The sequence below is a fragment of the Rhizobium herbae genome (assembly GCF_017873135.1).
GTDB classification, from domain to species: Bacteria; Pseudomonadota; Alphaproteobacteria; order Rhizobiales; family Rhizobiaceae; genus Pararhizobium; species Pararhizobium herbae.
Genome location: NZ_JAGGJV010000001.1, coordinates 990,648 through 1,007,310, shown reverse-complemented (window position 1 = coordinate 1,007,310; position 16,663 = coordinate 990,648). Strand labels below are relative to the sequence as shown.

13 protein-coding genes are annotated in these 16,663 nt (G+C 62.6%); 7 read left to right on the top strand and 6 right to left on the bottom strand.

What is annotated here, in order from left to right; genetic code table 11:
* Positions 1 to 38: 38 nt before the first annotated feature.
* The 5 genes from J2Z75_RS04915 to J2Z75_RS04895 form a co-directional block, all read right to left on the bottom strand.
* Entirely contained in the window at positions 39 to 821 is a 783-nt protein-coding gene (locus tag J2Z75_RS04915; protein WP_209848431.1) for a carnitinyl-CoA dehydratase, read from the bottom strand.
* Positions 822 to 826: 5 nt separating this feature from the next.
* Positions 827 to 2,881 (bottom strand): acetate--CoA ligase family protein, encoded by a 2,055-nt coding sequence (locus J2Z75_RS04910; RefSeq protein WP_209848428.1) that lies wholly within the window; start codon positions 2,879 to 2,881, stop codon positions 827 to 829.
* 2 nt (positions 2,882 to 2,883) lie between these two features.
* Positions 2,884 to 4,044, bottom strand: coding sequence for an acyl-CoA dehydrogenase family protein (locus J2Z75_RS04905; RefSeq protein WP_209848425.1), 1,161 nt, complete (start codon positions 4,042 to 4,044; stop codon positions 2,884 to 2,886).
* A gap of 196 nt (positions 4,045 to 4,240) precedes the next feature.
* Entirely contained in the window at positions 4,241 to 5,731 is a 1,491-nt protein-coding gene (locus J2Z75_RS04900; RefSeq protein ID WP_209848422.1) for a carnitine 3-dehydrogenase, read from the bottom strand.
* Positions 5,732 to 5,948: 217 nt separating this feature from the next.
* A complete protein-coding gene (locus tag J2Z75_RS04895; RefSeq protein WP_209848419.1) occupies positions 5,949 to 6,851 on the bottom strand; it encodes a BKACE family enzyme in 903 nt (300 codons plus the stop codon).
* A gap of 111 nt (positions 6,852 to 6,962) precedes the next feature.
* On the opposite strand from J2Z75_RS04895, the gene J2Z75_RS04890 reads away from it, so the two are divergent.
* Complete coding sequence (locus J2Z75_RS04890; RefSeq protein WP_209848416.1) at positions 6,963 to 7,934, top strand: GlxA family transcriptional regulator; 972 nt, start codon at positions 6,963 to 6,965, stop codon at positions 7,932 to 7,934.
* Positions 7,935 to 8,018: 84 nt separating this feature from the next.
* Here the strand turns inward: J2Z75_RS04890 and J2Z75_RS04885 are convergent, their stop codons facing one another.
* On the bottom strand, positions 8,019 to 9,218 hold the full coding sequence (locus tag J2Z75_RS04885; protein WP_209848414.1) for a LysR family transcriptional regulator: 1,200 nt from the start codon (positions 9,216 to 9,218) through the stop codon (positions 8,019 to 8,021).
* A 140-nt stretch (positions 9,219 to 9,358) separates the two neighbouring features.
* Here J2Z75_RS04885 and J2Z75_RS04880 point away from each other — a divergent pair, with 140 nt between their 5' ends.
* Genes J2Z75_RS04880 through J2Z75_RS04855 form a run of 6 tightly spaced genes read left to right on the top strand, consistent with a single transcriptional unit; the run spans position 9,359 to position 16,663 of the window.
* Positions 9,359 to 10,897 carry an aromatic amino acid lyase gene (locus J2Z75_RS04880; protein WP_209848411.1) on the top strand — a complete coding sequence of 513 codons (1,539 nt, stop codon included), beginning with the start codon at positions 9,359 to 9,361 and terminating at the stop codon, positions 10,895 to 10,897.
* 11 nt (positions 10,898 to 10,908) lie between these two features.
* The gene (locus J2Z75_RS04875; RefSeq protein WP_209848409.1) at positions 10,909 to 12,288 is read left to right on the top strand and encodes a dihydroorotase; all 1,380 of its coding nucleotides are present in this window, start codon (positions 10,909 to 10,911) and stop codon (positions 12,286 to 12,288) included.
* The gene (locus tag J2Z75_RS04870; RefSeq protein ID WP_209848406.1) at positions 12,288 to 13,556 is read left to right on the top strand and encodes a Zn-dependent hydrolase; all 1,269 of its coding nucleotides are present in this window, start codon (positions 12,288 to 12,290) and stop codon (positions 13,554 to 13,556) included. The genes J2Z75_RS04875 and J2Z75_RS04870 overlap by 1 nt, the downstream gene beginning before the upstream one ends.
* Positions 13,556 to 14,644 (top strand): DUF917 domain-containing protein, encoded by a 1,089-nt coding sequence (locus tag J2Z75_RS04865; RefSeq protein WP_209848404.1) that lies wholly within the window; start codon positions 13,556 to 13,558, stop codon positions 14,642 to 14,644. The genes J2Z75_RS04870 and J2Z75_RS04865 overlap by 1 nt, the downstream gene beginning before the upstream one ends.
* 5 nt (positions 14,645 to 14,649) lie before the next feature.
* Positions 14,650 to 14,988: a hypothetical protein gene (locus J2Z75_RS04860; protein WP_234937119.1), complete on the top strand. Its 339-nt coding sequence runs from the start codon at positions 14,650 to 14,652 to the stop codon at positions 14,986 to 14,988.
* 13 nt (positions 14,989 to 15,001) lie between these two features.
* A complete protein-coding gene (locus J2Z75_RS04855) occupies positions 15,002 to 16,663 on the top strand; it encodes a urocanate hydratase (RefSeq protein ID WP_209848402.1) in 1,662 nt (553 codons plus the stop codon).

The following is a 16,663-nucleotide window of genomic DNA, read 5'->3' as shown; positions in this document are numbered from 1 at the left end:
TGCGAGGCAGTGCGTTTCCGTGCTGAAGCCTTGGCGGGTTATTTCCCCTTCCACACCGGATCGCGTTTTTCCGAAAAGGCCCGCGCGCCTTCCAGCTGGTCGTCGCTCGAATAGAGGATATCGACCGTCTTGAACTGGCGCTTGGTGATCTTGTTCATCGTCGTCTGGAAGTCCTCGCCCTCTGCGGCGCGGACCACTTCCTTGATCGCGGCATAGACCAGCGGCGGACCGCTTTCGAGCAGGCGGGCGAGTTCCCAGGCACGCTCCATAAGCTTGTCCGCAGGCAGGATCTCGTTGACGAAACCCCAGCGATGCGCTTCCGTCGCGTCCAGCCAGCGGCCGGTGAACAGCATGTCCATGGCGATGTGATAGGGAATGCGCTTCGGCAGCTTGATCGAGGCAGCATCGGCGACCGTGCCCGAGCGGATTTCCGGCAACGCGAAGGTCGCATGCTCGGCGGCAAGGATCATGTCGGTGGATAGGGCAATCTCAAGCCCGCCGCCGCAGCAGATGCCGTTGACGGCCGATATGATCGGTTTGTTGAGGTCGCGCAGTTCCTGCATGCCGCCGAAGCCGCCGATCCCATAGTCGCCATCGACAGCGTCGCCGGCAGCAGCGGCTTTCAGATCCCATCCCGGACAGAAGAATTTTTCACCCGCGCCGGTGATGATCGCGACGCGCAAGGTTTCGTCATCGCGGAAGTCGCGGAAAATTTCGCCCATGATCCGGCTGGTCACCAGATCGATCGCGTTGGCCTTCGGCCGGTCGATGGTGACTTCGAGAATGCCGCCTTCGCGGCGGGTTCTGATAGGTCCGGTCATAGGTGTCATTTCCTTCGACGGATCAGGGCATCGGCCGCGACGGTTCCAGAACCTTGCGGTAACACCATGATAGGATTGATATCGAGTTCTTCGAGCTTTGTAGCGTTTGCAGCGACATAGGATGCCACGGTAGCGACAGCGGCCGCGAGGGCCTGAATGTCGCCTTTCGGACCGCCGCGATACCCGTCGAGCAGTTTCCTGATTTTCAGGCCGGAAATGACCTTGGTTATGGCTTCCGGCGTTGTCGGCAGGGTCAAAATCGCCGAATCTTCGAGCAATTCCACCAGAATCCCGCCGGCACCAATGGTCAGTACCAGACCGGCAACGGGATCGCGTAGCGCCCCGACGATGATCTCAGCGACGGGTTTTGCGATCATTTTTTCGACGAGATAGCCGGAGGCGACGCCCTTCATGGCGTCGGCCGCATCGAGGACGGACCGGCGGTCGGCGAGATTGAGCTTGACGGCTCCGGCCTCGGTCTTGTGGGCGATGCCCAAGCCTTTGAGCACGACTGGAAATCCAAGCTCTTCGGCCGCATCCGCAGCTTCAGTAGCGGTGATGGCCACCTTGCCCATCGGCACGACGAGGCCGAAGCGCGCCAGTTCTGCCTTGGCATCGCTCTCGCTGATGGTGACGATCTCGCCATCATCGGCTGTGGGAGAGAGGAGTGGTTCGGGAGCGGGTTTTGCCCAGGCCGCGCCGATCCCTGCGGAAATTTCAGCGGCTGCCAGCGCCTCATCGATGCCGGAGAAGGCCACGACATCCGCGCTCATGAGCGACAGCGCCGTTTCCTCTGGCATGTTCTCGCCAAGGCTGGCGACGATGCCGGCGACGGCGCCCGTCGCCCTGGCCGATGCGATGACGGCGTCGCAGGTGGTGTTCCAGTCGGTTGCGTCGCAACGGTCCTGACGCGGGAAGTCGAGTACGATGAGGTTCAGCGCATAATCGCCCTTCATCATCGCCGTAAAGGCCGTTGTCTGCTTCTCCAGATTGCCCCAGACGAAGGTGTGATAATCGAGCGGATTGGCGATGGTGACCATCTCGCCGAGGCTTTCGCGCAGCGGCTGGCGCTGCTCGTCCTTCAAGGCGCGGAACACGGTCTTTCGCTTCACGCCGGCATCGGCCATCAGCGATGCCTCGCCGCCGGAGCAACTCATCGAGGAGATATCGAGGCTTTTCAGCGGCGGATGCAGGTGCAGCAGCTTCAGCGTTTCCAGCAGTTCCGGCAGGGTATCGACGCGACCAATGCCGAGCCGCTCCAGCAGGGCGCTGGAGACGGTGTCGTTGCCGGCCAGCGATGCGGTGTGCGAGACCGTGGCAAGCTGGGCGGCTTCGGATTTGCCAACTTTCAGGGTTACTACCGGCTTTTTCAGTTCCCGCGCTCTGACCGCAAGCCGCTGCAAAGCCTCGATGCTGTCGAAACCTTCGATATGCAGGCCGACGGCAGTGACGCGCGGGTCTTCAAGGGCTGCGATCGCAAGTTCGGAAAGGCCGGTCTGCGCCTGGTTTCCGGCGGTCATGATGTAGGCAAGCGGCAGGCCGCGCATCTGCATGGAGATGTTGCAGGCGATGTTAGACGACTGGGTGAGAACCGCGACGCCACGTTCGACACGCTGCATGCCATGCTGGTCCGGCCAGAGCAGGGCGCCGTCCAGAGCGTTGATGAAGCCGTAGCAATTGGGGCCGACGATCGGCATGTCGCCGGCCGCTTTGACCAATGCTTCCTGCAGGTCGTTGCCATCGGCGAGTTCGCTGACAGCTTCCCGGAATCCGGATGCATAGCAGATGGCCCCGCCGGCACCACGTGCGGAAAGATCGCGGATGATCTCGATGGTGAGCTGGCGGTTGACGCCGACGAAGGATGCATCGGGAGCGGCGGGCAGTTCCGCCACCGAGCGGTAGCATCTGCGCCCGAAAATCTCGTCCTGTTTCGGGTGTACGGGCCAGATGTCGCCTGTGAACCCCATCTTGTCGCATTGCTCGATCACCCGGCGCGCTTCCTTGCCGCCGAAGACGGCAATGGATTTTGGCCGGATTAGACGGTCGAGGGATCGCGTCATGCTCACGCTCCCAGCGGGCGCAAGAGGTCGCGGCTGATGATGTGCCGCTGGATTTCCGAGGTGCCGTCCCAGATGCGCTCGACGCGGGCATCGCGCCAGAAGCGGGCGAGCGGCAGGTCGTCCATCAGGCCCATGCCGCCATAGATCTGGATCGCCTCGTCAGTGACGCGGGCAAGCATTTCGGAGGCGTAGAGCTTGGCAGAGGCGATCTCGCGGTTGGCGGGCAGCTTCTGGTCGAGCCGCCAGGCTGCGGCCAGTGTCAGATAGTCGGCGGCGTCGATCTCGGTGATCATGTCGGCGAGCTTGAAGGACACGCCCTGGTTGGCGCCGATCGGCTTGCCGAACTGCTTGCGCTCGGCGGCATAGGGCAGGGCATAGTCGAACACCCGGCGGGCGCGGCCGACGCAGGTGGCGGCAACGGTGATGCGGGTGGCGTAGAGCCAGTCGTTGGCGATGTCGAACCCCTTGTGGACTTCGCCGAGAATGGCGGACGAGGGCAGGCGGCAATCGTCAAACGAGAGGATACAATTCTTGTAGCCACGATGGGAAACCGAGTCGTAGCCGTTGCGGATTTCGAAGCCCGGCGTGCCGCGATCGACGAGGAAGCAGGTGATCTTCTTTTTTGGCCCGCGCGGGGTTTCTTCCTCGCCCGTGGCGATGAAGACGATGACGAAATCGGCGATATTGGCATGCGAAATGAAATGCTTGGTGCCGTTGACGATCCAGTCGTCGCCATCGGGCTTGGCAAAACACTTCATGCCGCGCACGTCGGAACCGGCATCGGGTTCGGTCATGGCCAGCGCATCGAACTTCTCGCCCTTGACGGCGGGGATCAGATATTTTTCGCGCTGCTCTTCGTTGCAAGCCATGAGGATGCCGGAGGGGCGACCGAAGAAGACGGTCAGGCCCATCGAGCCACGGCCGAGTTCGCGCTCGACCAGCGTGAAGGTCTGATGATCGAGCCCGGCGCCGCCAACCTCTTCCGGCATGTTGCAGGCAAAGAAACCGAGATCCTTGCACTTCTGCGCGATCTCCTGGCCAAGTTCCTTCGGCACGATGCCGGTGCGCTCGACCTCGTTTTCATGCGGATAGATCTCGGTCTCGACGAAGCCGCGAACGGTGTCGACGATCATCTGCTGTTCTTCGGTCAGTGCGAAATCCATCTTATAGTCCTCCGTATCGTTCCGTAGGTGCGCCTTTGGCGCCACCCCCCTCTGTCCCTTTCGGGACATCTCCCCCTCAAGGGGGGAGATTGTTCTTCACCTTCGTGCCCCAAAAGCTGGCGGCTGATCTCCCCCCTTGAGGGGGAGATGTCGGCGCAGCCGACAGAGGGGGGTAGGTGTCCGCGAACTCTGTGCCTTACAGCTTCTGCCCCACACTCCGCCCGACACCCTCGGGCTTGACCAATCCCGCATGCGCCTCGGCAATCGCCTTCACCCTGTCGAGGACGACGGCCGATGCCGGCACAGCCTTGCTGGCCTTCGAGTCCACATGCAGCAGCATCTGCTCGGCGGTGGCAACCGCTTCGTTGGTCGCGCCGTTGTAGATGGTCGAGAAGATGTGCAGCCGTTTTTCGTCGTGCGACAGGATCTGGCAGGTTGAGTAGAGCGCGTCGCCGAGCTTGGCTTCGCCGAGGTTGCGGATATGGGTTTCGACCGTGTAATAGCTGTGGCCGTTCTTGACGTATTCTAGATCGACGCCAATCAGGCGCAACAGGCCGTCGGACGTGTCGCCGAACACCTGCAGGTAGCGATGCTCGGTCATGTGGCCGTTGTAATCGACCCAGGCGGCGTTGACCTTGGTGTCGAGAATGCGGATCGGCTGCGCTTGTCCGAGATCGGTCTTCGGCTTTTCGGCGGAGGCCCAGAGGCTCTGCTCGAAATCCGCCAGCAGCTTGCCGGCACCCCAGCCCTTGCCGCCATCGCCGCTTTTCAGCGCGTGCATGATGCCGACGAGGTTTTCGTCGCGGATGCGTTCAAGGTCGCGAATGCCACGGGCGCCCGACTGCGCATCCGATTGGCCGGCGATCTTGTCGACCAGTTCATCATCGAGATCGACGACGTCCATCAGCTTGGTCCAGGGCCAGGAGAGGCAGGGGCCGAACTGGGCGAGGAAGTGGCGCATGCCGGCTTCGCCACCGGCGATGCGGTAGGTCTCGAACATGCCCATCTGCGCCCAGCGCATGCCGAACGAATAGCGGATGACGTCGTCGAGCGTCTCGGTATCGCAGATGTCGTCCTTGATCAGCCACAGGCCTTCACGCCAGACGGCTTCGAGCAGGCGATCGCCGACGAAGGCCTCGATCTCCTTGTTGATGATGACGCCCTTCATGCCGATCGGCGAGAGCTTTGCCTTGGCGTCCTGCAGGGTCGCCTTGGATGTCTTCTCGCCGCCGACGAGTTCGGCGAGCGGCAACAGGTAGACCGGATTGTAGGGATGGGCGACGAACATGCGCTCGGGATGTTTCATGTCCCTCTGCAATTCCGTCGGCATGATGCCGGAGGTGGACGAGCCGATCAACGCCTTTGGGTCTGCGGCAGCATCGATCTGGGTGATGACGTTGCGCTTCAAGTCGACCCGCTCGGGAACGCTTTCCTGAATCCAGTCAGCGCCTTGCACGGCCTCTTCAACGCTCTTGACGAAGGTGAGCTTACCCTTCTTCGGCAGCGGCGCCATGGTCAGCATGGCATAGGCGCGCTCGGCATTGGCCAGCACTTCGCCGACGATGCGTTCCGCTTCCGGATGCGGATCGAACATGTTGACGTCGATGCCGGCAAGCAGGAAACGAGCCGCCCAGGCCCCGCCGATAACGCCGCCGCCGATGCAGGCCGCCTTGGTGATTTTGGTCATTGTTGTCGTGTTCCCTCTTGTATGTCCGTTTCGCGGTTCCCCCTCATCCGGCCCTTTGGGCCACCTTCTCCCCGCTGGGGAGAAGAGGGTGCGCGCAGCGTCTTCGCGGGTTCATTTCCGACCTCGGCGATTGCCGCGGTTTCCCCTTCTCCCCAGCGGGGAAAAGGTGCCCGAAGGGCGGATGAGGGGGCTTACCCCCCACTCCGCCCGTTCGCCTTTATCGCTTCACCAGCTTCAGCTTCTCCCGCACCTCAGCCGGCCCGATGATCCGTGCGCCCATGCCTTCGATTACGGTCACCGCCTTTTCGACGAGCTGCGCGTTGGTGGCGAGCTGGCCCTTGCCGACATAGAGGTTGTCTTCCAGCCCGACTCGGACATTGCCGCCGGCAAGGATTGCCGCTGCCGGATAGGCCATGGCATTGCGGCCGATGGAGAAGGCGGAGAAGGTCCAGCTCTTCGGCACATTGTTGACCATCGCCATGAAGGTGTTGAGGTCGTCGGGGGCGCCCCACGGAATGCCCATGCACAGCTGGATCAGCACCGGATCCTCGATCAGGCCTTCCTCGACGAGTTGCTTGGCAAACCACAGATGGCCGGTGTCGAAGGCTTCGATTTCAGGGCGCACGCCAAGATCGGTCATCATCTTGGCCATGGCGCGCAGCATCGAGGGCGTGTTGGTCATGACGTAATCGCCGAGCGAGAAGTTCATGGTGCCGCAGTCGAGCGTGCAGATTTCCGGCAGGCATTCGGCGACGTGGCTAACGCGCTCGGTGGCGCCCGCCATGTCGGTGCCCTGCGGATTGAGCGGCAGCGGGCTTTCGACATTGCCGAAAATCAGATCGCCGCCCATGCCGGCCGTCAGGTTCAGCACCACATCGACGTCGGCGGAGCGGATGAGGTCGGTCACTTGCCTGTAGAGATCATTGCGGCGGCTCGGAGCACCGGTTTCCGGATCGCGCACGTGACAATGAACGATGGCGGCGCCGGCCTTGGCGGCATCGATGGCCGAGGCGGCAATTTCTTTTGGCGATCTCGGCACGTGCGGAGACTTGCCGGCAGTGTCGCCGGAGCCGGTCACGGCACAGGTGATGAAAACGTCGCGGTTCATGCTCAGCGGCATAAAAATCTCCCCTTGTTCTTGTCGTCCATTACGAGCCAAGAAGGAGCGCTCTGCTTTCCTTTTTCAGATTTACATTATACATTTTCAGAATTCAAAGTGGGAGAAAGGCGAATGCTCGTTCCACGGGATGAAACCCAGCATATCGATCTGCTGGTGTTGCCGGAGACCAATCTGATCCTTGTTGCGTCGGTGATCGAGCCCTTGCGCGCAGCAAATCGCATTGCCGGAAAAACGCTCTACGACTGGGATATCTTCAGCCCGGACGGCACCGCGATCGAGACCAAGAGCGGTATTCCGATCCCGGTTGCCGGGCCCTTCCGGCCGCAGAAGGAAACCGCACCGCTCTTCGTGCTGTCGAGCTACAACTGGCAGGCCTACACGACCTCGCACCTGCGCATGCAGCTTTCTCAGACCGCCCGACATCGCGAGGTGATGGCCGGCATTGAATCGGGCTCGTGGATGCTGGCCGAGACCAGCCTGCTCGACAATTGCTCGGCCACCACCCATTGGGAGGATTTCGAGGATTTCACCGCCGCCTATCCGCAGATCACCATGGTGCGCGAGCGCTTCGTCATCGATGGCAAGAGGATCACCACCGGCGGTTCGCTGCCGACGCTCGATCTGATGCTGGAACTGATCCGCCGTCAGCACAGCTACTCGCTGGCGCTCGAAGTTTCCCGGCTGTTCATCTATGAGCAGGAGCGGACGCGGGGTGACCTCTTGCAGGTGCCTGCCATCGGCAACATGCGCATTCTCGATGCGCGGGTCGGTGCTGCCGTCAGGCTGATGGAGGAGACGGTCGATGCGCCATTGACGTTGACCCGTCTTGCCCGCCGGGCCGGCGTCAGCGCCCGCCATCTTCAGGACCTGTTTCACGAGACGATGGGTGTAGCGCCTCATGCGCATTATCTGGCGCTCAGGCTCAACGCGGCCCGGCGCAAGGTGATCGAGACGCGGGCCGATTTCGCCGACATTGCCGCTGCCACCGGCTTCAATTCATCCTCGGCCTTTTCGCGCAGCTATCGTGCGCACTATCGCGAAAGTCCGAGCGAGACGCGCCGGCGGCTGAAGCTCAAGAACTGATTCAATTCGCTCATGTGTCGATTCAATTGGCGATGAATTCCTGAGTCCCGTCAGGGCTTTAATCGCCATTGGAGAGAAAATGATTCAAGCGTGAAGAATGGTCGTGGCGGATTTCCGATCTGCGAGCATCATGCCGAGCATGGCTTCCGCCACCTGCCGGGAGAGAGCATTTTTCTGCCACGCCAGCGACAGGCTCTGCATGTAGCCGGGCCCGAGCCTGCGCATCGCGGGGGCGTTTCGCACGCGCGCGGCGGAGCTTTCCGGGAGCACCGAGAGATAGCCATGGTCCATGACGAGATTGAGGATGACGGGGATGGAATCGACTTCCGTCAGCGTCAGCATGCCGCGCTCCTGTTCACTCAGTGCTGCCTCGATGAAACGGGTCGCCTGCTGGCGTAATCCGCTCTTGAGGCTGGGGACGGCGATGGGATTGGATTGAAGCAACCCGCGGATATCGTCGCCATGTCTGGCAAACAGCGATGCGTGTCCCGCCAATGCCAGCGGCGTGCGGGAGATAAGTGTACCTTCGAACTCGGACGGGAATGATTCCAGATCGAGCAGCACGACGTCGAAGCGGCGATTCTTCAATCCGGCGATCAGTTCGTCGGCCGTGGTGCTGGACACGAACAGGGGCTGGCGCGGGCGGGCGCGGTGCCATTCGGCGGTCAGCGCTGCCAGCATGCGGGCGATCTCGCTTTCCGGACCGAGCGGCATCACCGAGCCGAAACGCCAGGTCGCGGCCGTCCGGCGGAACCGGTCGCTTGATGCACGCGACAGGCGCCGCCAGATGTCGAGCAGGTTTTCGGCGATCGGGATCACGGCCAGGCCTTCCGGCGTGCAGGCGATACCGGAGGGCGAACGGACCAGCAGATCATAACCGAGATCACGCTCCAGATCGTTCATCTGTCGCGTCAGTTGCGGCTGGCCGGTCCCCGAAATCTTCGATGCGCCGCGAATGCTGCCGCTGCGGGCGACGGTGACGAAACGGTCGAGCGCCGTCAGGCTGATCGATGGCGTGGGGCGCGGTTGCGCATCGGATCGGCATGACAGTAGCGACTGCACCGCCTGGTTTGCCGCAGCGAGATCCGCCATCCGGCTCTGCGCCTCCAGCGTCGGCACCAGATTGCCGCCCTCGCGTCTGACGAGCGGTACCGCAATAGCCGCTTCGAAACGCTTCAATGCAGCGCTGACGCTTGCGACGGGCCGTCCGCTCGTTTTTGCCGCCGGGCGGATTCCGCGTGCTTCAAGGATTGCATGAACAAGGGCAAGCGTGGCGATATCCATGGCCTGTTTTCATCTTCGTGATCGCAGCGGCAGAACCGCAGCGATGTGTTCCGGTATCGGCATCTCATGTTTCGTTATTGGGATATATCACAACCGGGGGAATTGGGCATAGCATACCGGGCAACAACGTGAGTCAAAGCATGCACGCATCGGTGAAAACCATCCTGCTCAACGGTAACCCGCTCGACTTCGCGGCGCTGGAGAAGATTGGTTCCGGCTTTTTCGTTCCTGTCGTGGCCGAGCAATCGTTCGAGCGCGTCGATGCCGCGCACAAAGTCATTGCCGATCGTATCGCCATGGGCCTGCCGGTTTATGGCGCCAACACCGGCGTCGGATCGATGAAAGACCGCCTGTGGACGATCGATGACCTCTCGGAATTCAACACCGCGCTGGTGAGGGCGCATCACTTCGGCACGGGACCGCTATTTTCACAGGCGATCGTGCGCAAGGCCATTGCCATTCGCATCAACACCGCGCTCGGCGGTCATACCGGCTGCAGCGTCGATCTCGTCAAGGCTTTCCTTGGCCTTCTGGAGTGCGGCGTCGTGCCGGCCGTCCATCGCCATGGCTCGATCGGCTGCGCCGATATCGGCCTGATGGGGCAGGTGGCCTCCGTACTGACCGGGATCGGCGAGGCCTTTTTCGGTGGCGAACTGCTTGCTGCGGAGGAAGCCTTGCGCCGCGCCGGGCTTCAGCCTTTCGTGATGCTGCCGCGCGATGCGCTGGCGGCGCTCAGCGTCAATGCGACGGCTTTCGCCGCGGCAACCGACGTTCTGCGCGAGGCGGCCTCCGCCGTCCGCGTTTCGATGGCAACCGGCCTGATGTCGTCCCTGGCGCTCGGCGCCTCGGCCGATCCATGGCGGGTTGCCGCGGCACTGGGAACGCGCGGCGAGGCGCTCGTCGGGTCCTGGCTTTACGGTCAGTCCGATTGTGTCGATTGGCCGCTGCCGACGGCGATCCACGATCCCTTGAGCCTGCGCATGACCGCCCAGGTTTTCGGTGCAGCCGTCGATACACTCCTTGTGGCCGCCGAACGGCTGGTCGACGCGACCTATCTGTCCGACGACAATCCGGTGGTGCTCGGCGGGCAGGTTCATGCCTCCGGCGCGTCGCTGCCGCTGACGACGACGCTCTATATCGAGACGGCGCAGATCGCCTTTTCCCACGTGGCGCGCAACATGCTCAACCGCTGCATTCTGCTGTCCAATGGTGTGCGGCGAAACCTGCCGATCAATCTGGTGGCACCCGGCGAAATCGCCAGCGGTCTCGGCCCGTTGATGAAGCTGGTCGTCGAACTCTACATGCGCGTCCAGTCGCTGGCCGTTCCCTTGTCGGCGCAGTCGATCGTCGTTGCCGGCGGGCTTGAGGAGGAGGCGACCTTTCTGCCGCTGATCGTCGAGCGCATGGAAACGCAGGTGCGCGACCTCAGACAGATGGCGGCGATCGAGGCTCTGCTGTCGGCCCAGGCGATCGACCTTCTCGGCGATACGTCGCAAGGGGTCACGCGCATCGCCTATGATCGCGTCCGGGCGCTGAGCCCGATGTACATGAAGGATCGGCCACTCTCCAGGGAGATCGAGGCGCTGCATGTCGCATTTGCGTCCGAGGATTTGCTGCGGGCCATCGTTGCGGCGGCGCCGATGCCGGAATTCGACGATTTTTTCGCGCTCGGCAATTAGGGGGAACTGCGATGTCTGATTTCGATCTGGTCCTGAAAGGCACTGTGGTTCTGCCCGATCGTCTCGTCGAAGGCGGGCTCGTGGCGGTGCGCGACGGCAAGATCGCCTTCGTCGGGCAGGGCGCCATGCCGGCCGCGCGTGAACGCCACGATCTCGGGCAGGCACTCATTTTGCCCGGCGCCATCGATGCGCAGGTGCATTCGCTTTCCCAGAAGGACCAGGAGGATTTCGTCTGGTCGACGCGCTCGGCCGCTGCCGGTGGCGTCACGACGATTGTCGACATGCCCTATGACGAGGGCGATCTCGTGTGTTCGGCCGAGGCCGTACAGCGCAAGATCGATCATGCCGGCGCGCAGGCCCGCGTCGATTTCGCGCTCTATGGCACGATCGATCCGGAAGACGGCCCGGTGCGCATTTTGGAGATGGTCGAGGCGGGTGTCGCCGCCTTCAAGTTCTCGACCTTCGGCACCGATCCGAAACGTTTTCCGCGCATTCCGGCAGCTTTGCTGGAAGACTGCTTTGCCGCCATCGCCCCGACGGGGTTGACGGCGGGTGTTCACAACGAGGATGACGAGGCGGTGCGGGCTGCGATCGACAAGGTCAAGGCCGCCGGCATCACCGACTACCGCGCTCATGGGCTTTCGCGTCCGCCGCTGACGGAACTGCTGGCCACCAACCAGATCTACGAGACGGGTGCTGCAACGGGTTGCCCGGCCCATGTGGTGCATTGCTCCGTCGGGCGCGGCTATGAGATTGCGAGCGCCTATCGGGCGCAGGGATATCGCGCCACCATCGAGTGCTGCATCCATTATCTCGTCCTCGACGAGGAGAACGACGTGAAGCGGCTCGGCGGCAAGGCGAAGATCAATCCGCCGATCCGCCCGCGTGCCGAGGTGGAAAAGCTCTGGCGGCATGTCGCTGACGGCACTGTGACGCTGGTTTCGACCGATCACGTCAGCTGGTCGGAAAACCGCAAGACCAATCCGGATATGCTGGCCAATGCCTCTGGCGTACCGGGGCTGGAAGTCATGGTGCCGCTGTTCGTCAAGGGCGCGCTGGAACGCGGCATTCCGCTGACCCGCGCGGCCGAGCTGGTGGCGCTCAATCCGGCTCGCCATTTCCGGCTTGATCACCAGAAGGGTGCGCTCGAAATCGGCAAGGATGCCGACATCGCGGTGCTGACGCCGGAGCCCTACACCTATGACGCGGCGGCAAGCGGCAACAATGTCGTCGGCTGGTCGCCCTACAACGGCATGCATCTGCCCTGGCGCGTGGCCGCCACCTATAATCGAGGCCGGCTGGTTTTCGATGGGAAGGCCGTGCTTTCGGCGCCGGGTGCTGGTCGGTTTGTCCGGCCGTTGCCCAGCCTGCCACTGCGCGAGGCAGTCTGATGGCCGCTGTCGAGACCAATCTCCCGGTCGATGCCCGCCGCATCGCCGATATCATCAAGGGGCTCGCCCGTATCACCGAGCCGGACCGGCCCTACACGCGCCGCGCTTTCACGCCGTTGTTTCTGGAAGGCCGCGCCTTTCTCGAACAGCGTTTCAAGGCTGCCGGGCTGGAAACCCGGATTGATGCATCCGGAAACCTGATCGGTCGCCGCAAGGGCCGTAAATCGGGGCTTGGGACGATCATGCTTGGCTCACATTCGGATACGGTGCCGGAAGGGGGCCGGTTCGACGGCATCGCCGGTATTGCCGCTGCGCTTGAAGTCGCGCAGGCGCTGAACGATGCCGGCATAAGACTCGATCACGACCTTGAGGTGGTCGACTTCCTGGCCGAGGAGGTGTCGATCTTCGGCGTCTCCTGCATCGGCAGCCGTGGCTTGGCCGGACTGATTCCGGACGGCTGGCTAAGCCGGACGCAAGGGGAACTGACTCTCCGGCAGGGGATGATCGATGCTGGCGGCGATCCGTCGCGGCTGGCACGGCAGAAACGATCCGACATCAAGGCGTTTCTGGAACTGCATATCGAGCAGGGGCCTGTACTCGAAATGGAGCGTTGCGACATCGGCATCGTCACGGCCATTGCCGGCATCACCCGGATTGAAATCCTGTTCGAAGGCCAGGCTGATCACGCCGGCACGACGCCGATGGGGCGGCGGCGCGATGCGCTGACGGCTGCCGCGCGCATGGTCGGCGATGTCGAGCGGCTTGGCTTCGCGTTTTCGAAGGGCGAGGGGCATTTCACGGCGACGGTCGGCGAATTCTCGATCGAGCCGAATGCGGCCAATGTGGTGCCGTCTCGCGCACGCATCCTGATCGATGCCCGCGCGGAACTGCGGCCCGACATGGAGCGCTTCATCGGCGAGATCGATCAGCTTGCCGTCGATATCCAGCGCGACACCGGCGTTTCGATCGCGTCGCCGAAGCTGATTTCCGACAACTTCCCGACGCCCGCCGATCCCCTCGTGATGGGCAATCTCGAAGAGGCCTGCGACCGTGTCGGCGCAAAACGCCGCCGGATGGCGTCGGGCGCCGGTCATGACACCGCCTGGATGGCACGGATTTCGAAGGCTGCGATGATCTTCATCGCCTGCCGGGAAGGGCGCTCGCACACGCCGGACGAATGGGCTGAAAACGACGATATCGCGCTCGGCACGGCTGTTTTGTTCGAGGCCGTCAAAAAACTCGACGCGGCTTTACAGGGAGAGCGCTGATGGGCCGGATACTGACGGAAAAAGACGTCGAGGCGGCGGTCAAGGGCGGCTCGGTCTATGCCGCCGGCGGCGGCGGCTGGGCGGATCATGGGCGTATGCTCGGTTATGCCGCCGTGTCGATCGGCAAGCCGGAGCTGGTTTCGATCGACGAACTCGACGCTGATGATTGGGTGGCAACGGCTGCTGCGATCGGTGCGCCGGCCTCGACCACGCCTTGGGAAATGCGCGGCGTCGATTACGTCAAGGCGGTGGAACTGCTGCAGGAGGCGCTGGGCGAAAAGCTCTCGGCGCTGATGGTCGGGCAAAACGGTAAATCTTCGACACTGAACGGCTGGCTGCCGTCGGCGATCCTTGGCACCAAGGTTCTGGATGCCGTCGGCGATATGCGAGCGCATCCGACCGGCGACATGGGATCGATCGGCATGGCCGGCTCGCCGGAGCAGATGATCCAGACGGCGGTCGGCGGCAATCGCGACGAGAACCGCTATATCGAACTGGTCGTGCGCGGCGCGACCGCGAAAGTATCGCCGATCCTGCGCACCGCCTCCGACATGTCCGGCGGCTTCATTGCGTCCTGCCGCAATCCGCTTCGGGCGTCCTATGTCCGCAAGAATGCCGCGCTCGGCGGCATTACGCTCGCCTTGACTCTGGGTGAGGCGATCATCGCCGCGGAAGGCAGGGGCGGCGGTGCCATCATCGATGCCATCGCCAAAACCACCAACGGCACGATCCTTGCGGAAGGCGTCATCACCGACAAGTCCGTCCTCTACACCAAGGAAGCCTTCGACATCGGCACGGTGACTCTGGGGAAGGGCGATGACTCCACGGTACTCCACATCATGAACGAATATATGGCGGTCGAGGATGCCGGCGGCACCCGGCTCGCCACCTTCCCGGACGTCATCACCACGCTGTCGCCCGAAGGCGAACCGCTGAGCGTCGGGCAGTTGCAGGTCGGAATGACGATCTTCGTGCTGCATGTGCCGAAGACCGTCATTCCGCTGGCGTCGAGCGTGCTTGACCCGAGCGTCTATCCGTCGGTCGAGAAGGCTATGGGGATCGAGTTGGCGAAGTACGCGTTGGGATGATGCAAATGAAACCGACCCATGTAACGATCGTCGAACACAATCGAGTGCTTGTTGAGTTGGGGTCGCTTTCCGAAGCATTCCAGTTTCTACAAATGGGCTTCATAAGGAGTGAAACCTACAAAGATGTCTACGGCTTTGAATCGTTGGAGGAGGAACGCGTTTTCCGCATGTGCGAAACTCTTCGAGACATGAACATACCTTTTTCAACCCATCGAATGGGCGGCGCGGATTATTTCATCGAACTGTTCCGCGACAAGGGCTGTGTCAGTGGAAGGTTCAAGCGCATGAATTTCTTTGGAAACGATCGTGACAAAGATGCTCCGTTTGAAATTGAAGAATTTTGAGGGAAAGACCATCATGCCCAAACCGAACCCCCGTCATCCGAACTTTCCCATCCCCAGTGGCCCCGAGCTTCGCGCGAAAGGCTGGCGGCAGGAGGCGTTGCTGCGGTTGCTGGAAAACGTGCTCTCGGTCGGCGAGGATCCGGACAATTTGATCGTCTATGCCGCGCTCGGCAAGGCGGCGCGCAACTGGGCGTCGCACAAAGCGATCGTCAAGACGTTGCTGGAGATGGACGAGGACCAGACGCTGGTGATCCAGTCGGGCAAGCCGGTCGCGCTCCTGAAGACCCATGCCAAGGCGCCGCTGGTGATCATGGCCAATTGCAACATCGTCGGCCAATGGGCGAAGGCCGAGGTGTTCTATGAGCTGGAGAGGCAGGGGCTGATCTGCTGGGGCGGGCTGACCGCCGGCGCCTGGCAATATATCGGCAGCCAGGGCGTCATCCAGGGCACCTACGAAATCTTCATGCGCATCGCCGAAAACCGGTTTGGCGGCGATCTGGCCGGACGCTTCATCCTGACCGCCGGGCTCGGCGGCATGGGCGGCGCACAGCCGCTGGCCGGTCGCATGGCGGGGGCAGCGATCCTCTGCATCGATATCGACCCCGTCCGGGCCGAAAAGCGCCGGGACATCGGCTATCTCGAACATGTGGCGCCGGACCTCGACACCGCGCTTGCCATGATCAACGAGGCAGTCAAGGAAAAGCGTGCCACCTCGATCGGTCTCGTCGGCAACGCGGCGGCGCTTTACCCGGAAATCGCCAGACGTGGCATCGTGCCGGATATCGTCACCGACCAGACCTCGGCCCATGATCTGGTCTATGGCTATGTGCCGAAGGGCATGAGCATCGAGGAGGTCAAGCGCCTGCGCGTTGACGGGCAGGGACAGCTGATGGCCGCCAGCCGCGCCTCGATCGTCGATCATGTGAGGGCCATGCTGGAGTTTCAGGCGAAAGGTGCTGAGGTATTCGATAACGGCAACCTGATCCGCACCCAGGCGCGCGAGGGCGGCGTCACGAACGCCTTCGATATCCGCATCTTTACCGAAGCCTATCTGCGGCCGCTGTTTGCCCGGGCCATCGGGCCCTTCCGCTGGATGGCGCTGTCGGGCGAGGAGAGCGACATCGCCCGTATCGACGACCTGCTGCTCGAAATGTTTCCCGACAACAAGATCGTCACCAACTGGATCAGGCTGGCGCGGGAAAACGTGCCCTTCGAAGGCCTGCCCGCCCGTATCGCCTGGCTCGGGCATGGCGAACGGACGGAACTTGCCGTCGCCGTCAACGCGCTCGTCGCCTCCGGTGAGTTGAAAGGTCCGATCGCCTTTTCCCGTGATCATCTCGACGCCGGTGCCATGGCGCATCCCAACATCATGACCGAGCGGATGAAGGATGGCTCCGATGCCATCGCCGACTGGCCGCTGCTCGATGCGATGCTGCTCTGCTCGTCGATGGCCGACCTCGTCGTCGTGCATTCCGGCGGCGGAGGCTATGCGGGCTACATGACCAGCTGCGGTGTGACGGTGGTCGCTGATGGTACGGAGGGCGGGGCGGAACGGCTCGGCCACGCGCTGACCAACGACACATCGCTCGGGGTCATCCGCTATGCGGATGCTGGTTATGAGGAGTCGCTGGACGAGATCGAGAAGAAGGGGATTGGATATATCGCGCTGGATTGA

Bases quoted from the DNA above. Each gene is read 5' to 3' on its own strand.
- J2Z75_RS04910 (WP_209848428.1), bottom strand. From the start codon at position 2,881: ATGACGCGATCCCTCGACCGTCTAATCCGGCCAAAATCCATTGCCGTC.
- J2Z75_RS04895 (WP_209848419.1), bottom strand. From the start codon at position 6,851: ATGCCGCTGAGCATGAACCGCGACGTTTTCATCACCTGTGCCGTGACC.
- J2Z75_RS04900 (WP_209848422.1), bottom strand. From the start codon at position 5,731: ATGACCAAAATCACCAAGGCGGCCTGCATCGGCGGCGGCGTTATCGGC.
- J2Z75_RS04860 (WP_234937119.1), top strand. From the start codon at position 14,650: ATGAAACCGACCCATGTAACGATCGTCGAACACAATCGAGTGCTTGTT.
- J2Z75_RS04885 (WP_209848414.1), bottom strand. From the start codon at position 9,218: ATGGATATCGCCACGCTTGCCCTTGTTCATGCAATCCTTGAAGCACGC.
- J2Z75_RS04890 (WP_209848416.1), top strand. From the start codon at position 6,963: ATGCTCGTTCCACGGGATGAAACCCAGCATATCGATCTGCTGGTGTTG.
- J2Z75_RS04870 (WP_209848406.1), top strand. From the start codon at position 12,288: ATGGCCGCTGTCGAGACCAATCTCCCGGTCGATGCCCGCCGCATCGCC.
- J2Z75_RS04880 (WP_209848411.1), top strand. From the start codon at position 9,359: ATGCACGCATCGGTGAAAACCATCCTGCTCAACGGTAACCCGCTCGAC.
- J2Z75_RS04875 (WP_209848409.1), top strand. From the start codon at position 10,909: ATGTCTGATTTCGATCTGGTCCTGAAAGGCACTGTGGTTCTGCCCGAT.
- J2Z75_RS04855 (WP_209848402.1), top strand. From the start codon at position 15,002: ATGCCCAAACCGAACCCCCGTCATCCGAACTTTCCCATCCCCAGTGGC.
- J2Z75_RS04905 (WP_209848425.1), bottom strand. From the start codon at position 4,044: ATGGATTTCGCACTGACCGAAGAACAGCAGATGATCGTCGACACCGTT.
- J2Z75_RS04865 (WP_209848404.1), top strand. From the start codon at position 13,556: ATGGGCCGGATACTGACGGAAAAAGACGTCGAGGCGGCGGTCAAGGGC.
- J2Z75_RS04915 (WP_209848431.1), bottom strand. From the start codon at position 821: ATGACCGGACCTATCAGAACCCGCCGCGAAGGCGGCATTCTCGAAGTC.